The sequence below is a fragment of the Parapusillimonas sp. JC17 genome (assembly GCF_052180245.1).
In the GTDB taxonomy this organism is placed as follows: Bacteria; Pseudomonadota; Gammaproteobacteria; order Burkholderiales; family Burkholderiaceae_B; genus Parapusillimonas.
Map to the genome: position 1 here is coordinate 2,619,834 of NZ_CP197474.1, position 17,223 is coordinate 2,637,056.

Here is a 17,223-nt window from a genome sequence, read left to right on the forward strand (position 1 = left end):
TTGATGTCAATCAAATTATAGTATCAAATAGACCTGTTTCCAAGACACCTCCACACCATGACCGACGCCAGTCCTGTATTGCAACGCCTGATCCATTCGCTGCTGGAACACGACCCGCCTCGCGCGAAATCACTTTGCGTGACACTGCTGGGCGACGCCATCGAGCCTCACGGCGGAAGCATCTGGCTGAGCGATCTGATCGACCTGGTCACACCGCTGGGCATCAATGAACGCCTGCTGCGAACCAGCGTCTTCCGTCTTGTGGCGCAAGACTGGCTGCAATCCGAACGCCACGGTCGGCGCAGCCTGTACCGCCTGAGCGAACAAGGACTGGAACTGACACGGCAGGCCTCCAGCCGCATCTATACCGGATCACCCTTGCTCTGGGACGGCGACTGGACGCTCGTCATCCTGCCCCGCTTCGGCAACAGCAGCCTGGGCAAGCGCGGAGAGCTCCGCCATGAATTGGTATGGGCCGGATTCGGCGCCATCGCGCCCGGCATCTTCGCCATTCCGCGCAATCAGAAAAGCGCAGCCTTGAAGATACTGGGCAAACTCAAGCTCGCGCGCCACGCCCTGGTCATGAGCGCCCATGAAATGAACGAAGGCGAAGGCCTGCAGATCAGCGAACTGGTGTCACAGTGCTGGGATATCGAGGGAGTCGATCGGCAATACCGGGCTTTCCTGGAATCCTATGGTCCGCTGCTTGAATTCATAGGTCCGCAGATGAGGCCCATGCAGGCATTCGCCATCCGCGCCATCGCCCTGCATGCCTGGCGCAGGATCGTACTGCACGACCCGCAACTGCCCCTGCAGATGCTGCCCGGCGATTGGCCGGGCCATGCCGCGCGCGAGCTGTGCGGCCAGTTGTACTGGGCGGTATTCGATGCCGCCGAGGAACACCTGTGCGAGATACTGGAACGGGATCCCGCGCGTTTTCAGCCGCTGAAATCCTATGTGTACGACCGCTTCGGAGGCCGCGAAAAGCAAGGCGCGCGCCAGGCGGTGGCCTGACGCGGCGGGCGGCCGATATCAGGCCGGCTTAGGCCGGGGTTACAGCTTGATGAAATGCTCGCGATAATGCTTGAGCTCTTCAATGGACTCATAGATGTCGGCCAGCGCTTCGTGTCGGCTTTTCTTGACGAAGCTGCGATAGACTTCAGGCTTCCAGCGCAGGGAAAGCTCCTTGAGCGTGCTGACATCCAGGTTGCGGTAATGAAAGAAGGCCTCGAGCCTGGGCATGTACTTCACCATGAAGCGGCGATCCTGGCCGATGGTATTGCCGCACATCGGCGACTTCCCCGGTGAAACATGCTGGGAAAGAAAGGCCAGCAATTGTTCCTCGGCCTGCGCCTCGGTCAGGGTGGACGCCTTGACCTTGTCGATCAGGCCACTCTTGCCATGCGTGGACTTGTTCCAGTTGTCCATGGCGTCAAGAAGCTCATTGCTTTGGTGTATGACCAATACCGGCCCTTCGGCCACAAAGCTCAGATCGGCCTCGGTGATCACCACGGCCACTTCGATAATCCGCTCTTTTTCGGGGTCCAGGCCCGTCATCTCCATATCGAGCCACACCAGACGCTGATCATTCGCCGCCATATAATCCTTCCTTAAAACAGAGATTTTCGCACACACCGGCTCGCCATGTTTACATTGTTGTTCGTCTCCTTCCTGCTTGCAGACGTCCTGATCGGACTCTGGCTCGCCTCACGCCAGATCCGGCATGTGCAAACGCATCGCGATCGAGTCCCGCCGGAATTCTCGGACCGCATCGGACTGCACAGCCATCAGCGCGCCGCCGACTACACCATAGCAAAGATGCAGTTCTCCATGGTGGAGCGGATTACCGAAGCCGCCGTCCTCGTCGGTTTCACCCTTCTGGGCGGGCTGCAGTTCTTGGACCATCACCTGGGCGTCCTGCTCGACAACGAGATGCTGCGCCAGCTGATGCTGCTGGGGGCCGTGCTTGCCATCATGGGCCTGATCGGCCTGCCTTTTTCAGCCTGGCGCAAATTCAAGCTCGAAGCCCGTTTCGGCTTCAATCGCATCAGTCCCCGCTTGTTCATACAGGACAACCTGAAGACACTGGCGCTTTCCCTGCTGCTGGGCACGCCGCTGGCCGCCGGCGTGATCTGGTTCATGGGCAATGCGGGCGCCAATTGGGTCTGGTGGGCGTGGGGTCTTTGGGTGGGATTCAATTTCTTGATTCTCTGGCTGTTTCCCACCGTCATCGCGCCGCTTTTCAATAAATTCACGCCACTGGATAATCCCGAGATGGCCGAACGCATACAAAGCCTGGCCAAACGCTGTGGCTTCTCGCTGAGTGGCTTGTTCGTCATGGATGGCTCCAGGCGTTCAGCGCACGGCAACGCCTACTTCACTGGTTTCGGCAATGCGCGCCGCATCGTCTTCTTCGACACGCTGCTGTCACGACTGAATGTCGACGAGATCGAGGCAGTGCTGGCGCATGAGCTCGGCCATTTCAGCCACAAGCACATCATCAAGCGCATGGTGGTCAGTTTCGCCGTCGCCCTGGTCTTCTTGCTGCTCCTGGGCTGGCTGTCGACACAGACCTGGTTCTACGTCGGTTTGGGCGTGCTGCCGCAACTGGGGCGCCCCAACGACGCGCTGGCCTTGATCCTGCTCTTCCTGGCTGTGCCGGTCTTCACGTTCTGGGCAACACCTCTTGCCAGCTGGCTTTCCAGGCGCGACGAATTCCAGGCGGACCGCTATGCCGCGGAACAATGCCCGCCCGAGCGGCTCGTTTCGGCGCTGGTGAAGCTTTATGACGACAATGCCGCCACTTTGACGCCCGATCCGATACACTCCGCCTATTACGACAGCCACCCACCCGCCGTGATCCGCATACAGAAACTCAAGCATGGATAAAGCCGCAGGCTTGCGAGGCCGCATCATTGCGGCACATGGGCGCCATTACACGGTGGAATTCGCCGATGGCAGCGTGCGCAAATGCTTTCCACGCGGGAAGAAGGCCGGTGCCACCGTCGGCGACCACGTCGTCGTGGGTCCTCAGGCAGCGGATGAAGGATCCATCGACCAGATACTCGAACGGCGCAACCTGCTCTATCGCTCCGACGACATGCGCAGCAAGCAGTTCGCCGCGAACGTCGATCAATTGCTGATCGTCGTGGCGCCCGAGCCGGTGTTTTCCGACGACCTCCTGGGGCGCGCCTTGATCGCCGCCCGGACCGCCGGCATCGAACCAGTCATCGTCCTGAACAAGACAGACCTGCAAGACAGCCTGCCCCGGGCGCGCGCCAAGCTGGCCAGCCTTGCCGGCGCCGGCGTTCGCACCATCGAAATCAGCGCTCTGGCCGAAGACGCCGTGCGGAATGCCCTGCTCCCCATCCTGAAAGGCAAATGCAGCCTGTTGCTGGGGCAAAGCGGCATGGGCAAATCGACCATACTGAACGCACTCATCCCCGACGCACGCGCCCACACGCAGGAGCACTCCCTGGCACTTGGAACGGGCAAGCACACCACCACCACCACCCGCCTCTACCATCTGCCCGACGGCTTCGGCGACCTGATAGATTCGCCCGGCTTCCAGGCGTTCGGCCTGTATCATCTTAGCCCCAGCGACATCGAACGCGGCTTCCCCGAATTCCAGCAGGGTATCGCGCACTGCCGGTTCTATAACTGCACACATAGGCATGAACCGGGTTGCGGCGTGCTGGCAGCGCTGGAACAGGGCTCCATCCCCCCGGAACGGCATGAGCTTTACAAGCGCATCCTGGCCGAAAACGAAGCGCAAGGACGGTATTGACTTGGGGTCAGACCCCGTACGGGGTCTGACCCCTTGGGGCGATTTCGACGAGGGTTGGGGTCAGGCCCGTACGGGGTCTGACCCCTCAGGCACAATGACCAGCGCGACAAGCCCGGGGTCAGACCCCATTCGGGGTCTGACCCCCTTCCCTCGTCTACTGTTTCTGCGCCGCAGAAAGGAAATGATAGAAGTTGCGTATCAACGCAGCGGTGGCGCCCCAGATGAAATAAGACTGCCACGTGATGGAAAAATACAGGCGCTGGCTGCCATCGGGCAGTTGCGCCTGGTGCAGGCGATGCAGGCGCGGATCCATCAAGACCGACAACGGCACCTCGAATACTTCGGCGACCTCGCTGACATCCGGCGTGACCCTGAACCCGGGCCGTATCAATCCCACGACCGGTTTCATGATGAAGCGCGACGAGGTCAGATATTCCGGCTGCTTGCCTATGAGCTGTATGAACTCGGGCTCCACCCCGATCTCTTCCCGGGTTTCGCGCAACGCGGCGGCGACTTCATCGCGATCCGTGTCTTCGATGCGCCCGCCGGGAAAACAGATCTGGCCTGCGTGGTCATACAGGTGCGAGGCACGGCGCGTGAACAGGACATGCAGGCCGGACGGCCGTTGAACCAGCGGAAAGAATACCGCAGCCGGGATGGCATCCTGATTCTGCAGAGGATCGGTGTCGAACGAAAGCTTGAATAGCGGCTCGACCTGCCACGGAAAGGATCGCTGAAAAGCGGACTGGATGAAGTCCAGCTGCATGCTGGCGCCGCGCAGGACTTGAAGCGGCTTGCTGGGCACGACGGGCTGAAGCAGAGGATCAAAAACAGGGGTGGCGATGATGCGCCTGCTTCTGGGGGATGATGGGTTTTGCGACATAGTTCCTAAAACACAAAGGCACCCGCCGGGGTGCCTTTGTGGATTCTGGACCAGAGCCAGCAGGGGTTATTCTGCCGCCTTCTTGGCTGCCGATTTGCGAACCAGCTTTTCCTTGATGCGAGCGGACTTACCCGAACGGCTACGCAGATAGTACAGTTTAGCACGGCGGACATCGCCACGGCGCTTGACTTCGATGCTTGCGATTTGCGGAGAATACAATTGGAATGTACGTTCCACGGCTTCGCCGGAAGAAATCTTGCGGACGATGAAGGAAGAATTCAAGCCGCGATTGCGCCTGGCAATAACCACGCCTTCGTATGCCTGAACACGCTTGCGGGCGCCTTCGACCACGTTTACATTGACGACGACGGTGTCGCCAGGGCCAAACTCGGGTTTGGCTTCGCCGCCGGTAAGGCGGGCAATTTCTTCTTGTTCAAGAAGTTCGATAAGGTTCACGGTGAACACTCCAGAGGTCATCTTGATGCGGGCCTGTTTTTGCCATGTTGCGTCAAATACCAGCTGTTTCAACCCAGCTATTTCAACCACTTGACCCTACCCAAGCCAGCTAGCCAATAAGGCAAACCGCAAGCGGTAGTTATAAAACCAGTTATAAAACCCGTCAGAGGATGAGTTGCAAAGCCTGCCATTATACAGGGAACTACGGCGTTTTAAAAGCCGCTGGCAGCACCCAGCCACATGAGCCCGGGAATACTTGCCCCCCAGACGGCAACCAGGCAGACATCGACCAGCATGGCCCCCCTGCTTAGCCGACCCTTGCCACGCTTGACGGGCTTGGCGGGAAAAGGCCATTTGGAAGGAGCATTATTGACACGATGGGTTTTCATTGTTTGCCTCATTCAAGCTGGCCAGTGCGCGAGCGCTGCACCGAAACCACTGTTTATAAATACAGCTATTCATGAGCGATACTGTATGAAAAAACAGTTATTTTGGCAAGCCTTGATTTCAGGGATGCGAAAAAAACCACAGCTTGCAGACGCAAGCTTGAATAATGGGCAAAAAAAACCCGCTACCAAGACCGTAGCGGGTTAGGCGGGCAAGGGGTCATACCCCCGCACGGGGTCTGACCCCTTAGTGGTTTGGGGTCAGACCCTATAGGGCCTGACCCCCCGTATCACTTGTTGGGCTGCGGCGTGACACGCAAGTACGGGCGCACGACGGTATAACCCTTCGGGAATTTTTCCTTCAGGACCGCTTCGTCCTGCAGGGAGGGGACAATGATGACGTCGTCGCCGTCTTCCCAGTTGACCGGCGTTGCCACGCTGTGGCTGTCCGTCAGTTGCAGGGAATCCAGCACCCGCAGGATCTCGTTGAAATTGCGGCCGGTGCTGGCGGGATAGGTAATGATCAGGCGCACTTTCTTGGCCGGGTCGATCAGGAAAACCGAACGCACGGTCGCCGTTGTGCTGGCATTGGGATGGATCATGTCATACAGCGTCGAGACCTTGCGGTCTTCATCCGCCAGGATGGGGAACTCCACCTTGGTATTCTGCGTATCGTTGATGTCCTCGATCCATTTCCGATGGGACTCGGCGTCATCGACCGACACTGCGATGACTTTCGCATTACGCTTGGCGAACTCGCCCGCCACGATGGCGGTATAGCCCAGCTCGGTCGTGCAAACAGGGGTGAAGTCGGCCGGGTGCGAAAACAGCACGCCCCAGCCGTCTCCCAGGTATTCATGGAAGCGAATACGGCCAATTGAAGAATCCTGCTCGAAATCAGGGGCGGTGTCGCCCAGGCGCAAAGTTGTCATGTCAGCTCTCTCATCAAAGAAATGGATCTGCGGGATGCACAGTCAATATATTTTGACAGCATGAACAAGTCAAAGGAAATAGGCGGTAGTTATTTACTTATGATCTCACCGCCAGGGCGGCGTAGCGGCTGGCGAGCTCGCCCTCGAGCACCGCATCGCAGTGCGCCTGGCTTCTTGGCAGGACGTGGGCCGCATAGAATACGCAGGTGGCCAATTTAGCCACATAGAAATCGTCGCTATCGCCCGCACGCGCGTGCTCTCGGCAAGCCAGAGCGGCCCTGCCCATCTGCCAGCCGGCGTGCACCACGCCTGCCAGCATCAGGTAAGGGACGCTGCCCATGAATACCGCGCGGGGGGATTCTCCAGCCTGCTTCAGGATAAATGAGGTGGCGCGCTCGTAGGCTTCCACGGCGGCTTCAAGGCGCCGCGCCACCAACACCAGCGCTTCGGCGCCCTGCGCGTCGGCATCCGCAGCAGATCGGAGTGCCTGCACCGTCGAGCGCATTTCTTTGGACAGCGCGGCAGCCACCGCACCGCCATCCCGCAATACCTTGCGGCCGACGAAGTCATTGGCCTGTATGGCCGTCGTGCCTTCGTAGATGGGCAGGATGCGGGCGTCGCGGTAGTGCTGCGCGGCGCCGGTTTCCTCGATATAGCCCATTCCGCCATGAACCTGTATGCCCAAGGATGCAACCTCGACCGACATCTCGGTGGAGAATCCCTTCACGACCGGAACCAGGTATTCGTATAGCGATTTGTAATGCGCGCGCGCCTCGGCGTCGGGCTCGTGCCGGGATTTATCGCAGAAGGATGCGGCCACGTAGGCGAGCGCCCGCGCACCCTCAGTCAGTGACTTCATGGTCAGCAGCATGCGCTGGACGTCCGGATGATTGACGATGGACACTGGACCCGATGAACCCTCTAGCGCCTGGCCCTGCAGCCGCTCGTGGGCATAGGCCGTCGCCAGTTGCAAGGCCCGCTCGGAGACAGCAATGCCTTGAATGCCAACTGCGTAACGCGCCGCATTCATCATGATGAACATGTATTCCAAGCCGCGGTTTTCTTCACCCACGAGCTGAGCCACGGCGCCCTCGCCTACTTCGCCTTTGCCGGACCCATAGAGCAGCACGGCTGTGGGGCTGCCATGTATGCCGAGCTTGTGCTCGAGCGATGCGCACCAGACGTCGTTGCGGGCGCCCAGTTCGCCGTTGTCATTGACCAGGAACTTCGGAACGATGAACAGCGAAATCCCCTTGACGCCCTTGGGTGCGTCGGGCGTGCGCGCCAGGACGAGATGCACGATGTTATCGGCCATATCGTGCTCACCGTAGGTTATGAAGATTTTCTGGCCGAACAGCCGGTAGCTGCTGTCGTCCTGCTTGACCGCGCGGGTGGCGACCTGAGCAAGGTCGGAACCCGCCTGGGGCTCGGTCAGGTTCATGGTGCCCGTCCAGCGACCTTCGATCAGGGCCGGAATGTATAGATCCTGCTGAGCCCGGCTGCCCACTGCGGTAAGCGCTTCGATCACGCCGTCCGTCAGGAGCGGACAGAGCGAAAACGCCAGGCTGGCGGAATTGATATTTTCGCTGGCCGGCGCGCCCACGAGCTTGGGCAGGCCCTGCCCGCCCTGTTCGGGGTGATGCAGCAGCCCTTGCCAGCCGCCTTGCGCGAATTCCTGGAATGCCTTCTTGAAGCCTGGCGAAGTGGTCACGCCGCCGTCGGACCATTTGGCGCCCGTGATATCGCCGTCCCGATTCAGCGGAGCGATTTCCTGTTCGACGAATCGCGCATTCTCGTCGAGCACGGCGTCGATCAGGTCTTCGGACACTTCCTCGTAGCCCGGCAGGGCCAGAACGCCCTTCAGGTCCGCCAGCTCCTTCATTGCAAAGCGAATATCCTTGAGAGGTGCTCGATAGCTCATACAGTCTCCAGTATGCCAAAGCCGTCCGGCATGTACGTAACGAGGAACTCCGGCCGCAGCCACGAGCCCTTTGTAAAAAAAGCCTGTAAACGACGGTCTACAGGCTTTTCAGGAAGCGGTCGATGATCAGAGGGTTTCGACCAGCTCGGGCACGGCCTGGAACAGGTCTGCCACAAGGCCGTAATCGGCCACGCCGAAGATGGGCGCTTCGGCATCCTTGTTGATCGCGACGATCACCTTGGAGTCCTTCATGCCTGCCAGGTGCTGGATCGCACCCGAGATGCCCACGGCAACGTACAGTTGCGGCGCAACGATCTTGCCGGTCTGGCCGACCTGCCAATCGTTGGGTGCATAACCGGCGTCGACAGCCGCGCGCGATGCGCCCAGCGCCGCACCCAGCTTGTCGGCCAGCGGATCGAGAATCTTGAAGTTCTCGGCGCTGCCCAGACCGCGGCCGCCGGACACCACGACCGTGGCGCCGGCCAGCTCGGGACGGTCGCTCTTGGCGACTTCGCGGCCCACGAAGGACGACTTGCCGGAATCGGCCACGGCATCCACGGTTTCGACCGCGGCGCTGCCGCCTTGTGCTGCCACGGGATCAAAAGCCGTGGTGCGCACCGTGATGATCTTGACTGTGTCGGAGGACTGCACCGTCGCAATTGCGTTGCCGGCGTAGATGGGGCGTGTGAAGGTATCGGCCGACTCGACCGACAGGATGTCGGAGATCTGCGCGACGTCGAGCTTGGCGGCAACCCGGGGCGCCACGTTCTTGCCCGCCGCGGTCGCGGGGAACAGGATATGGCTGTAATTGCCGGCGATGGCCAGTACCTGGGCAGCCACGTTCTCGGCAAGGCCCTCGGCCAGCGAGGGACCATCAGCCAGCAGCACCTTGCCGACGCCGGCCGCCTGCGCAGCCTGGTCTGCCGCCGCCTTCGCGCCACTGCCGGCAACCAGGACATGGATATCGCCGCCCAGCTTGGCCGCCGCAGCAATGGTATTGAGCGTTGCGCCCTTCAGTTGGGCATTGTCGTGTTCAGCAATAACAAGAATCGTCATTTAAACCACCTTTGCTTCGTTCTTCAGTTTGTCCACCAATGTCGCGACGTCGGGCACCATGATGCCGGCCGAACGCGCCGGCGGTTCGGAAACCTTGAGCGTCTTCAAGCGTGGTGCGACATCGACGCCCAGGTCTTCCGGCGTGACCACGTCGAGTGTCTTCTTCTTGGCTTTCATGATATTGGGCAGCGTGACGTAGCGCGGCTCGTTCAAGCGCAGGTCGGTGGTGACGATGGCGGGCAACTTCAGTGCAACCGTTTCCAGACCGCCGTCGACCTCGCGGGTGACCGATACGGAATCGCCATTGACCTCGACTTTGCTGGCGAACGTGGCTTGCGGCCAGTCCAGCAGAGCGGCGAGCATCTGGCCGGTCTGGTTGGCGTCATCATCGATGGCCTGCTTGCCCAGAATGACCAACTGAGGCTGTTCCTTGTCGACCAGCGCCTTCAGCAGCTTGGCCACCGCCAGGGGCTGAAGCTCGGCGTCGGTCTGGATCAGGGCACCGCGATCCGCGCCGATGGCCATGGCGGTACGCAGGGTTTCCTGGCATTGTGCAACGCCGCAACTGACTGCGACCACTTCGGTGGCCACGCCTTTCTCCTTCAGGCGGGTCGCTTCTTCAACCGCGATCTCGTCGAACGGGTTCATCGACATTTTCACGTTGGCGATATCCACGCCGCTTTGATCGGATTTAACGCGTACCTTGACGTTGTAATCAACCACACGCTTGACAGGCACCAAGACCTTCATCGAGCTTCCTCCTGAGGAACTTTTAAGAAAATTGCAAATGAGAATTTTGTATTCTACAACTTTGCGAGCGATTTTATGTGCACTGCAGCACTCCTGCCCAACGCAGAAAGCGAATAGCCTCCTTCAAGAAAGCTAACAATCCTGCCCTGGGCTGTTTCGTCTGCCAGCTCGACAAGTTGATCGGTGATCCAGGCATAGTCTTGCTCGACCATGCCGAGCTGCCCCATATCGTCTTCGCGGTGGGCGTCGAAGCCCGCCGAGATAAACATGAATTCGGGACGGAAGGCCCGCAGCCGGGGCATCCAGACGTCGCTGACCAGCATGCGCAAGGCATCGCCTTTCGTGTAGGCATCCACCGGTATGTTCACCATATTGTCCGAAGGGGGGTCCTGCCTGAGATTGGGAAAAAAAGGATGTTGGTAAAAACTGCACATCAATACGCGGGAATCGCCGCCAAACATTTCTTCGGTTCCATTGCCGTGATGCACGTCGAAGTCGATGACGGCCACCCGATGCAGGCCATGCGTTTCAAGCGCATGAGCCATCGCTACGGCGACATTGTTGAAGAAACAGAAGCCCATGGCCTGGGACGGGCGCGCATGATGGCCCGGCGGGCGGACCGCGCAGAATGCGTTGGCGCATTCCTGGTTCATGACGGCGTCCACCGCCATGATCCCCGCGCCCGCCGCCGCCATGGCGGCGGATAGCGTATGAGGGTTCATGATGGTGTCGGCATCGATGGGGAAATAGCCGTCGTCAGGCGCTTTGCGCCGCAGGTATTCCAGGTAGCCGGCCCCATGAACGCGCAGAATGTCTTCATCCCGGGCGGGGACGGCCTCGCGCTCGCGGAGATAGCCCATCAACCCGCTGGCCAGCAGGCGGTCGTTGATGGCGTCCAGCCGCGCGGGGCACTCGGGGTGCCAGCTTCCCATTTCATGCAGCCGGCACTCCGGGTGGGTAATATATAGAGTCTCCATAAGGAAGATTATGTTCAAACCTGCCCGTATATTGCAAGCCGGCGTGCTGTCGCTGTTCCTGGCCGGCTGCGCCTCGACCCAGACAGCCGTGCCCCCGCCGCAACAAATCGCCGCCAGCCCGGCCACGCAGCCGGGCGGTACGTCCACCGACATGTCCCGGACGGCGGAATCCACCTCCATCCAGGCCGGTTCCTCCATCCCTCGCGCGGAAGGCTTCCGCTTGGCTGACGGCCGCTTGAAGCCGGACATCCAGGCCTACGCCGAAGAAGTCTCCGCGCGCCGCGGCGTGCCACTGCAACGCGTCGAAAGCCTGCTGCAGGCAGCGCAATACAACGCGACCGCGGCAAAGCTCATGGCGCCATCCACGACCCGCATACGCCGCAGCTGGGTCACTTACAAGAATCGCTTTGTCGAACCGGTGCGCATCAAAGCCGGCCAGGAATTCTGGGCCGCGCACCGCGCGCAACTGGACAAGACCGCGAAGGAGTATGGTGTCCCGGCGTCCATCATCGTTGCGATCATCGGTGTCGAAACCATTTACGGCCGGCACACCGGCAATTTCCGTGTGCTCGACGCACTGGCCACGCTGGGGTTCCGCTATCCCGACAGCAGCCGCCCCGAGCGCAGCCAATTGTTTCGGGATCAGCTAGCCGACCTGATCCAGCTCGACCATGCAGGCAGCCTCGATGCACTGACCGTCACCGGTTCGTTCGCAGGCGCCATGGGATTGCCTCAGTTCATGCCGGGCAGCCTCATGCGCTATGCGGCCGACGGAAACAAGGATGGGCGCATCGATCTGCATGGCAGCCCCGATGATGCCATCGCGTCGGTGGCGCGCTTCCTGCGCCTGCATGGCTGGGTGCCCGGCCTGCCGGTCTTTGCGCCGGTCGCGCTGCCCGCCAATGCCGGAACACTGGTCAAGGGAGGGCTATATCCGACTTATGACTGGAAGCAGCTGGAGGCGCTGGGCGCACATGAAATACCCCGGGCGCAAACGGCACTGACGGGCGATTGGCGGGAGCACAAACTCGGCGTGGTCGACCTGATCGACGAACCCAGGAACCAGGCCGAATACCGGCTCGGCACGCCCAATTTCTTTGCCATCACGCATTACAACCGCAGCTATTTCTATGCCGGTTCGGTTGCCGACCTGGCGCAAGTGCTGGCCGGCAAGATGGGCTACGGCGCCCCTAATTGAAAACGCCTGTCGACAGGTAGCGGTCGCCGCGGTCACAGACAATGAAGACGATCGTGGCGTTCTCGACCCGGGCGGCCACGCGCATGGCCGCTACCAGGGCGCCCGCCGATGAAATGCCGCCGAAAATGCCTTCCTCGGCCGCCATCCGGCGAGCCATTTGTTCCGCCTCGGTCTGCGAGATGAGCTCGAACTCGTCCACTTTCTCGGGTTGGTAGATCTTGGGCTGATATTCCTCGGGCCACTTGCGTATGCCCGGTATCTGGGAGCCTTCCGCCGGCTGTGCACCTACGATGCGCACTGATGGATTCCTGGAATGCAGGTAGGATGCGACGCCCATGATGGTGCCCGTGGTCCCCATTGCGCTGACGAAGTGCGTCACGCCGCCGTCGGTCTGTTCCCAGATCTCGGGTCCGGTGCCTTGGACGTGGGCGAGCGGGTTGTCGGCGTTGGCGAACTGGTCCAGCACCTTGCCCTTGCCTTCGGCCTGCATCTTCAGTGCGAGATCGCGCGCGTATTCCATGCCGCCCTGGTCGGCGCGGGTCAGGATCAACTGCGCGCCGTAGGCCGTCATGGACGCGCGGCGCTCCACCGACAGGTTGTCGGGCATGATGAGGATCATCTTGTAGCCGCGGACCGCTGCCGTCATGGCCAGCGCGATGCCCGTATTGCCGCTGGTGGCCTCGATGAGGGTATCGCCAGGCTTGATGTCGCCCCTTGCCTCGGCCTGCCGGATCATCGAGCTGGCCGCGCGATCCTTCACGGATCCCGCGGGGTTATTGCCTTCGAGCTTGGCCAGTATGACATTGCCGCGCTGCTCGCCGAACTCGCCGGGAATACGCTGCAGGCGCACCAAGGGCGTCGAGCCTATGGTGTCTTCGATGGTCAGATATTTTTTCATGCTGGAAATCATACACCAAGGGGTCGGACCCCGTACGGGGTCCGACCCCTGCTTCATGATGGGGGGGCAGACCCGATTGGGTCTGACCCCTGTTTCTTTAAGCGGTGTGGGGTCAGACCCGTCGGGTCTGACCCCTTCGTCTCCTTAACGCGTTTTCGGACGCTGGGTCGCTGCAGCCTGGGGCGACGCGGGCATGGCCGGAGCGGACGTCGTCTTGCCGACCGTCAGGCCCGCAGCCTGCAAGGCCGTAGCCTTCTTGGGTCCAATGCCTTTGACTCGGTCGGAAAGATCTTCGATGGACTCGTAGCGTCCGCCGCGCGTACGCTCTTCGACAATGGTTTCCGCCGTCTTGGGCCCAATGCCGCGCACGCCGCGCAATTGTTCCGGCGTGGCCGAATTGACGTCTACGCCATAGGACAGGGCGGGAAGGAATATGCCGGCCAGCACGCCCGCGCGCAGTAGCGCCTTCAGGCTAGGACCCGTGCTGCCACGCCGCCTGCGCACGCGCGTGCGGGCCACTACCCCGCCGTATTTTGCATGCGTTGTTTCTGTCAGGGGACGCGCGACGGTCGATTCGGTAAACGGATTCATTTGCAAGCTCCAGAGTAGGATGTAAACGGAGCGGCCCGACGGGGCCGGCCGCCCGCGGAGGCGGCCTCTCCTGCTCGCAATGATCCCGGGAACGAACGCGCCGCGACAGACGCTTTCCCGCAAAGTGTCCATGCGCAGACTTACCGAAGGACAACACTGTCGGAGGGGGTCAGACCCCATGCGGGGTCTGACCCCTTGTGACCCCTCGCCGGCGTGCTACAGCATGCCGCGATGCAGCAGCGCCTTCACGTATTGCGACACACCTGTCTGGACGTCGCGGAAAGGCTTCTCGTAACCCGCTGCGCGCAGTTGGCTCAAGTCCGCTTGCGTATGGCTTTGGTATCGTCCTTTGAGGTCTTCGGGAAAATCGATGTAGCGCAGTAGCTGCCGATCCACGAGTTCCTGCAGCGAAAGCACGTCAAGGCCGTGATGTTGCCGCAAGGTGTTCACGACCGTCATGGCGACGTCGTTGAAAGGCTGCGCGCGTCCGGTGCCGCAATTGAAAATTCCCGATTTCAGCGAATGATCGAGGAAATGGAGGTTCACATCCACGACATCATCGATATGGATGAAATCACGCATTTGCCCGCCATCGTCGTAGCCGTCCCAACCGCCGAACAGGCGAACATGCCCAAGCTCCTTGAACTGGTTCATGTTGTGATAGGCCACCGACGCCATTCGTCCCTTGTGCTGCTCCTGCGGGCCATAGACGTTGAAATAGCGCAATCCGACTACGGGCGCCGTCAGGTCCGGCATGTGCCGGCGCAGCACTTGGTCGAAAAGGAATTTCGAATAACCGTAGACGTTAAGCGGCGCCTCGTTGCGCAGATGTTCCGCATAGACGGGGCCCGCGCCGTACACTGCGGCCGACGAAGCGTAGATGAACGGAATCTTCCTGCCTTGGCAATACTGGAACAATTCGAGCGTGACGCGGTAGTTGTTGTCCATCATGTAATGGCCGTTACGCTCGGTAGTGTCCGAGCATGCGCCCTGATGGAATATCGCTTCGATGCGTTCGAATCCGTCGCGCGCAACGGCTTGTCGGAAGTCGTCCTTGTGCATGTAGTCGGAAATACGGCCATGAACCAGATTGACGAACTTGTCGCCCTCGGTCAGGTCGTCGACCACCAAAATATCTGTAAAACCGCGCAGGTTCAACCCGCGCACCAGGTTGCTTCCGATGAAGCCTGCTCCGCCAGTTACGACGATCATGAGAGTTCTCCTGCCGTGACGACCGATGTACCGAGCTTGCCGACCACCACGCCTCCGGCGCGGTTTGCCCACAATACGGCGTCGAACCAGTCCAGGCCCGCGGCCCGCGTGACGGCCAGCGTTGCAAGGACCGTATCGCCGGCGCCGGATACGTCAAAAACTTCCTGGGCATGGGCGCCGGTATGCTGCCGCCCCGCTTCGGTGAACAGCGTCATGCCCTGCTCGGAGCGCGTCACGAGCAAAGCATCCAGCCCCAGTTGCTCGCGTAGGCCTTGCGCCCTGCGCTCCAGATCTTCTTCATCGGCCCATAGCCCTACTGCCTCTTGCATCTCGGCGCGGTTGGGCGTAATGATGCTTGCGCCGCGATAACGCCGGTAGGCATGGCCTTTCGGATCCACCAGCACCGGAACCCCGGCTTCGCGCGCCGCGGCGATCAACTGTTCGACATGGGCCAGCGCGCCTTTGGCATAGTCCGAGACCACCAGCATGTCGTGCCGGCTGACCAGGTCCCGTGACAGCGACTGCAGGTCGTCCAGGCTGTCCGGACCGGGGCCTTCCTCGAAATCCACGCGCAACAGCTGCTGCTGCCTGCCCAGCACCCGCATCTTCAAGGTGGTGTGCATGCGCTGGTCGATGACCAGGTGCGCGCGGATGCCCGCCTCGTTGGCCAACTGAGCTATTTTTTCGCCCGCCTCGTCCGCGCCCACCAGCCCCAGCAGGCTGGCCTGCGCGCCCAGTGCCGCAATATTGCGCGCGACGTTCGCCGCGCCGCCCAGGCGGTCTTCGCGGCGCGCCACCCGCACCACGGGCACCGGCGCCTCCGGCGATATCCGGTCGACTTCGCCGAACCAATAGCGATCGAGCATGATGTCGCCCACGACCAGTACTTTCGAGCGGCTTACCGCTGCGGCCGGGAACGGCATCATTTCATTTCCTCCAGACGGCGGGGTTGATAGGTCTCCCAGGAATTGCAGCCCGGACATTGCCAATAGAAGTGACGCGCCTCGAACCCGCATACCCGGCAGGCATAGCGATCGAGACGCTGCGTATGCTTGTGTATGAGGGTGCGCAGCAGGCTGAGGTCGGCGCCGGCAACGATGTCCGCCGCCGCGCTGCTGCCTTCGGACGCGGCGAGCCGGGCCCCCGCCGGATCTTCGTTAAGGACGAGCTCGGCTTCCAGCATGCGGTCCAGGCCCAGCAGCGACGGATGGGCGCGCAACGCCTCGCGCGCAAACGCCCAGGCCGGCTTGTGGCCATGCTGGGACCGCAGCTCGCGGAACACGACATTGAACGTATCCAGCGAGGGATAGCGCATGTAGTGGTTTTGCAGCACCGCCAGCCCTTCTTCCTGTTGTCCGACCTGGCGATAGCTTTCGATCAGTTCGCCTGCGATCAGGCTTGCGTATTCCGGCGCGGTATCCAGCACCGACGCCAGATAGGCGCGCTCTTCCTCGGGTTTGCCCGACAGGCGCGCCAACTGGGCGCGCAGCATGGCGATGCGGGCTTCCGATGCCTGGCTGCCGGCATCGCCGCGCAGGGCTGCGGCAGCGTGATCGGCGGCATCCAGGGCTTCGCTGGCCGCCTTGAAGTCCGGATTCTTGCCCGCCATCGCGGCGACGGCCCGCTCGCACTGATAATGCACCAATTGCGGCACCGGTTCGTCCACCAGGGCGCGCAAGCGCTTGACCGCCTCGATGGCACGAGGCCAATCATGCTCGGACTCGTAGATTCGGATCAGGGCACGCACGGCAGGCACCGCAAAACGCGTATCCAGCACCTGTTCGAAAGCTTGCTCCGCCCGATCCAGCATGCCCGCCTTGAGGAAGTCCTGGGCCAGCTCATGCTGCGCGCTCTCGCGATCGGCCTGAGGCAGATCGGCACGCGACAGGAGGCTCTGGTGAACGCGGATCGCGCGCTCCATCTCGCCGCGCCTGCGGAACAGGCTACCTAGAGCAAAATGCAGCTCGGTCGTTTCCGGGTCCAGCTTGGCCACTTCGACGAAGGCGTCGATGGCGCGGTCAGGTTCCTCGTTGAGGAGAAAATTCAAGCCCTTGAAGTAGGAGTTCGGCAAGGAGCGGGTTTCGGAAAGCATCTGCCGGATATCGACGCGAGACGCAATCCAGCCCAATGCAAACAGCACGGGCACGAAGATCAACCACCAGGTTTCAAAATCCAC

Annotated in this window: 18 protein-coding genes; 4 read left to right on the plus strand and 14 right to left on the minus strand. The window is 61.2% G+C overall.

What is annotated here, in order from left to right:
• Nucleotides 1-57 precede the first annotated feature (57 nt).
• Nucleotides 58-1,014, plus strand: coding sequence for a phenylacetic acid degradation operon negative regulatory protein PaaX (paaX, locus tag ACSBPU_RS12535; RefSeq protein WP_442592431.1), 957 nt, complete (start codon nt 58-60; stop codon nt 1,012-1,014).
• A 39-nt stretch (nt 1,015-1,053) separates the two neighbouring features.
• Here the strand turns inward: paaX and orn are convergent, their stop codons facing one another.
• Nucleotides 1,054-1,599, minus strand: coding sequence for an oligoribonuclease (orn, locus tag ACSBPU_RS12540; RefSeq protein ID WP_180068009.1), 546 nt, complete (start codon nt 1,597-1,599; stop codon nt 1,054-1,056).
• A 45-nt stretch (nt 1,600-1,644) separates the two neighbouring features.
• On the opposite strand from orn, the gene ACSBPU_RS12545 reads away from it, so the two are divergent.
• The gene (locus ACSBPU_RS12545; RefSeq protein WP_442592432.1) at nt 1,645-2,889 is read left to right on the plus strand and encodes a M48 family metallopeptidase; all 1,245 of its coding nucleotides are present in this window, start codon (nt 1,645-1,647) and stop codon (nt 2,887-2,889) included.
• Complete coding sequence (gene rsgA / locus ACSBPU_RS12550) at nt 2,882-3,787, plus strand: ribosome small subunit-dependent GTPase A (protein ID WP_442592433.1); 906 nt, start codon at nt 2,882-2,884, stop codon at nt 3,785-3,787. Before ACSBPU_RS12545 ends, rsgA begins: the two co-directional genes overlap by 8 nt.
• Before the next feature lie 154 nt (nt 3,788-3,941).
• Here the strand turns inward: rsgA and ACSBPU_RS12555 are convergent, their stop codons facing one another.
• The 8 genes from ACSBPU_RS12555 to ACSBPU_RS12590 form a co-directional block, all read right to left on the minus strand.
• A complete protein-coding gene (locus tag ACSBPU_RS12555; protein WP_442592434.1) occupies nt 3,942-4,670 on the minus strand; it encodes a CoA pyrophosphatase in 729 nt (242 codons plus the stop codon).
• A gap of 66 nt (nt 4,671-4,736) precedes the next feature.
• On the minus strand, nt 4,737-5,126 hold the full coding sequence (gene rplS / locus ACSBPU_RS12560) for a 50S ribosomal protein L19 (RefSeq protein ID WP_180068005.1): 390 nt from the start codon (nt 5,124-5,126) through the stop codon (nt 4,737-4,739).
• Nucleotides 5,127-5,338: 212 nt separating this feature from the next.
• Entirely contained in the window at nt 5,339-5,515 is a 177-nt protein-coding gene (locus tag ACSBPU_RS12565; RefSeq protein ID WP_442592435.1) for a hypothetical protein, read from the minus strand.
• A 287-nt stretch (nt 5,516-5,802) separates the two neighbouring features.
• Entirely contained in the window at nt 5,803-6,444 is a 642-nt protein-coding gene (locus tag ACSBPU_RS12570; RefSeq protein ID WP_180068003.1) for a peroxiredoxin, read from the minus strand.
• Nucleotides 6,445-6,541: 97 nt separating this feature from the next.
• A complete protein-coding gene (locus ACSBPU_RS12575; protein WP_442592436.1) occupies nt 6,542-8,365 on the minus strand; it encodes an acyl-CoA dehydrogenase in 1,824 nt (607 codons plus the stop codon).
• 126 nt (nt 8,366-8,491) lie between these two features.
• Nucleotides 8,492-9,421 (minus strand): electron transfer flavoprotein subunit alpha/FixB family protein, encoded by a 930-nt coding sequence (locus ACSBPU_RS12580; RefSeq protein WP_442592437.1) that lies wholly within the window; start codon nt 9,419-9,421, stop codon nt 8,492-8,494.
• Nucleotides 9,422-10,171, minus strand: a complete 750-nt coding sequence (locus ACSBPU_RS12585) for an electron transfer flavoprotein subunit beta/FixA family protein (protein WP_180068000.1) — start codon at nt 10,169-10,171, stop codon at nt 9,422-9,424.
• Nucleotides 10,172-10,224: 53 nt separating this feature from the next.
• Nucleotides 10,225-11,148, minus strand: a complete 924-nt coding sequence (locus tag ACSBPU_RS12590) for a histone deacetylase family protein (protein ID WP_442592438.1) — start codon at nt 11,146-11,148, stop codon at nt 10,225-10,227.
• Between the two features lie 10 nt (nt 11,149-11,158).
• On the opposite strand from ACSBPU_RS12590, the gene mltB reads away from it, so the two are divergent.
• Nucleotides 11,159-12,346 carry a lytic murein transglycosylase B gene (gene mltB, locus ACSBPU_RS12595; protein WP_442592439.1) on the plus strand — a complete coding sequence of 396 codons (1,188 nt, stop codon included), beginning with the start codon at nt 11,159-11,161 and terminating at the stop codon, nt 12,344-12,346.
• Here the strand turns inward: mltB and cysM are convergent.
• The 5 genes from cysM to lapB all read right to left on the minus strand — a co-directional run bounded on the left by cysM (nt 12,339) and on the right by lapB (nt 17,223).
• Nucleotides 12,339-13,244 carry a cysteine synthase CysM gene (gene cysM / locus ACSBPU_RS12600; protein ID WP_442592440.1) on the minus strand — a complete coding sequence of 302 codons (906 nt, stop codon included), beginning with the start codon at nt 13,242-13,244 and terminating at the stop codon, nt 12,339-12,341. The two genes, mltB and cysM, sit on opposite strands and share 8 nt — an antisense overlap.
• Before the next feature lie 144 nt (nt 13,245-13,388).
• Entirely contained in the window at nt 13,389-13,835 is a 447-nt protein-coding gene (locus ACSBPU_RS12605; protein WP_442592441.1) for a ComEA family DNA-binding protein, read from the minus strand.
• 216 nt (nt 13,836-14,051) lie between these two features.
• Entirely contained in the window at nt 14,052-15,047 is a 996-nt protein-coding gene (gene rfaD, locus ACSBPU_RS12610; RefSeq protein ID WP_442592442.1) for an ADP-glyceromanno-heptose 6-epimerase, read from the minus strand.
• Nucleotides 15,044-15,973 carry a D-glycero-beta-D-manno-heptose-7-phosphate kinase gene (rfaE1, locus tag ACSBPU_RS12615; protein WP_180067994.1) on the minus strand — a complete coding sequence of 310 codons (930 nt, stop codon included), beginning with the start codon at nt 15,971-15,973 and terminating at the stop codon, nt 15,044-15,046. The genes rfaD and rfaE1 overlap by 4 nt, the downstream gene beginning before the upstream one ends.
• The gene (gene lapB, locus ACSBPU_RS12620) at nt 15,970-17,223 is read right to left on the minus strand and encodes a lipopolysaccharide assembly protein LapB (RefSeq protein WP_442592443.1); all 1,254 of its coding nucleotides are present in this window, start codon (nt 17,221-17,223) and stop codon (nt 15,970-15,972) included. The genes rfaE1 and lapB overlap by 4 nt, the downstream gene beginning before the upstream one ends.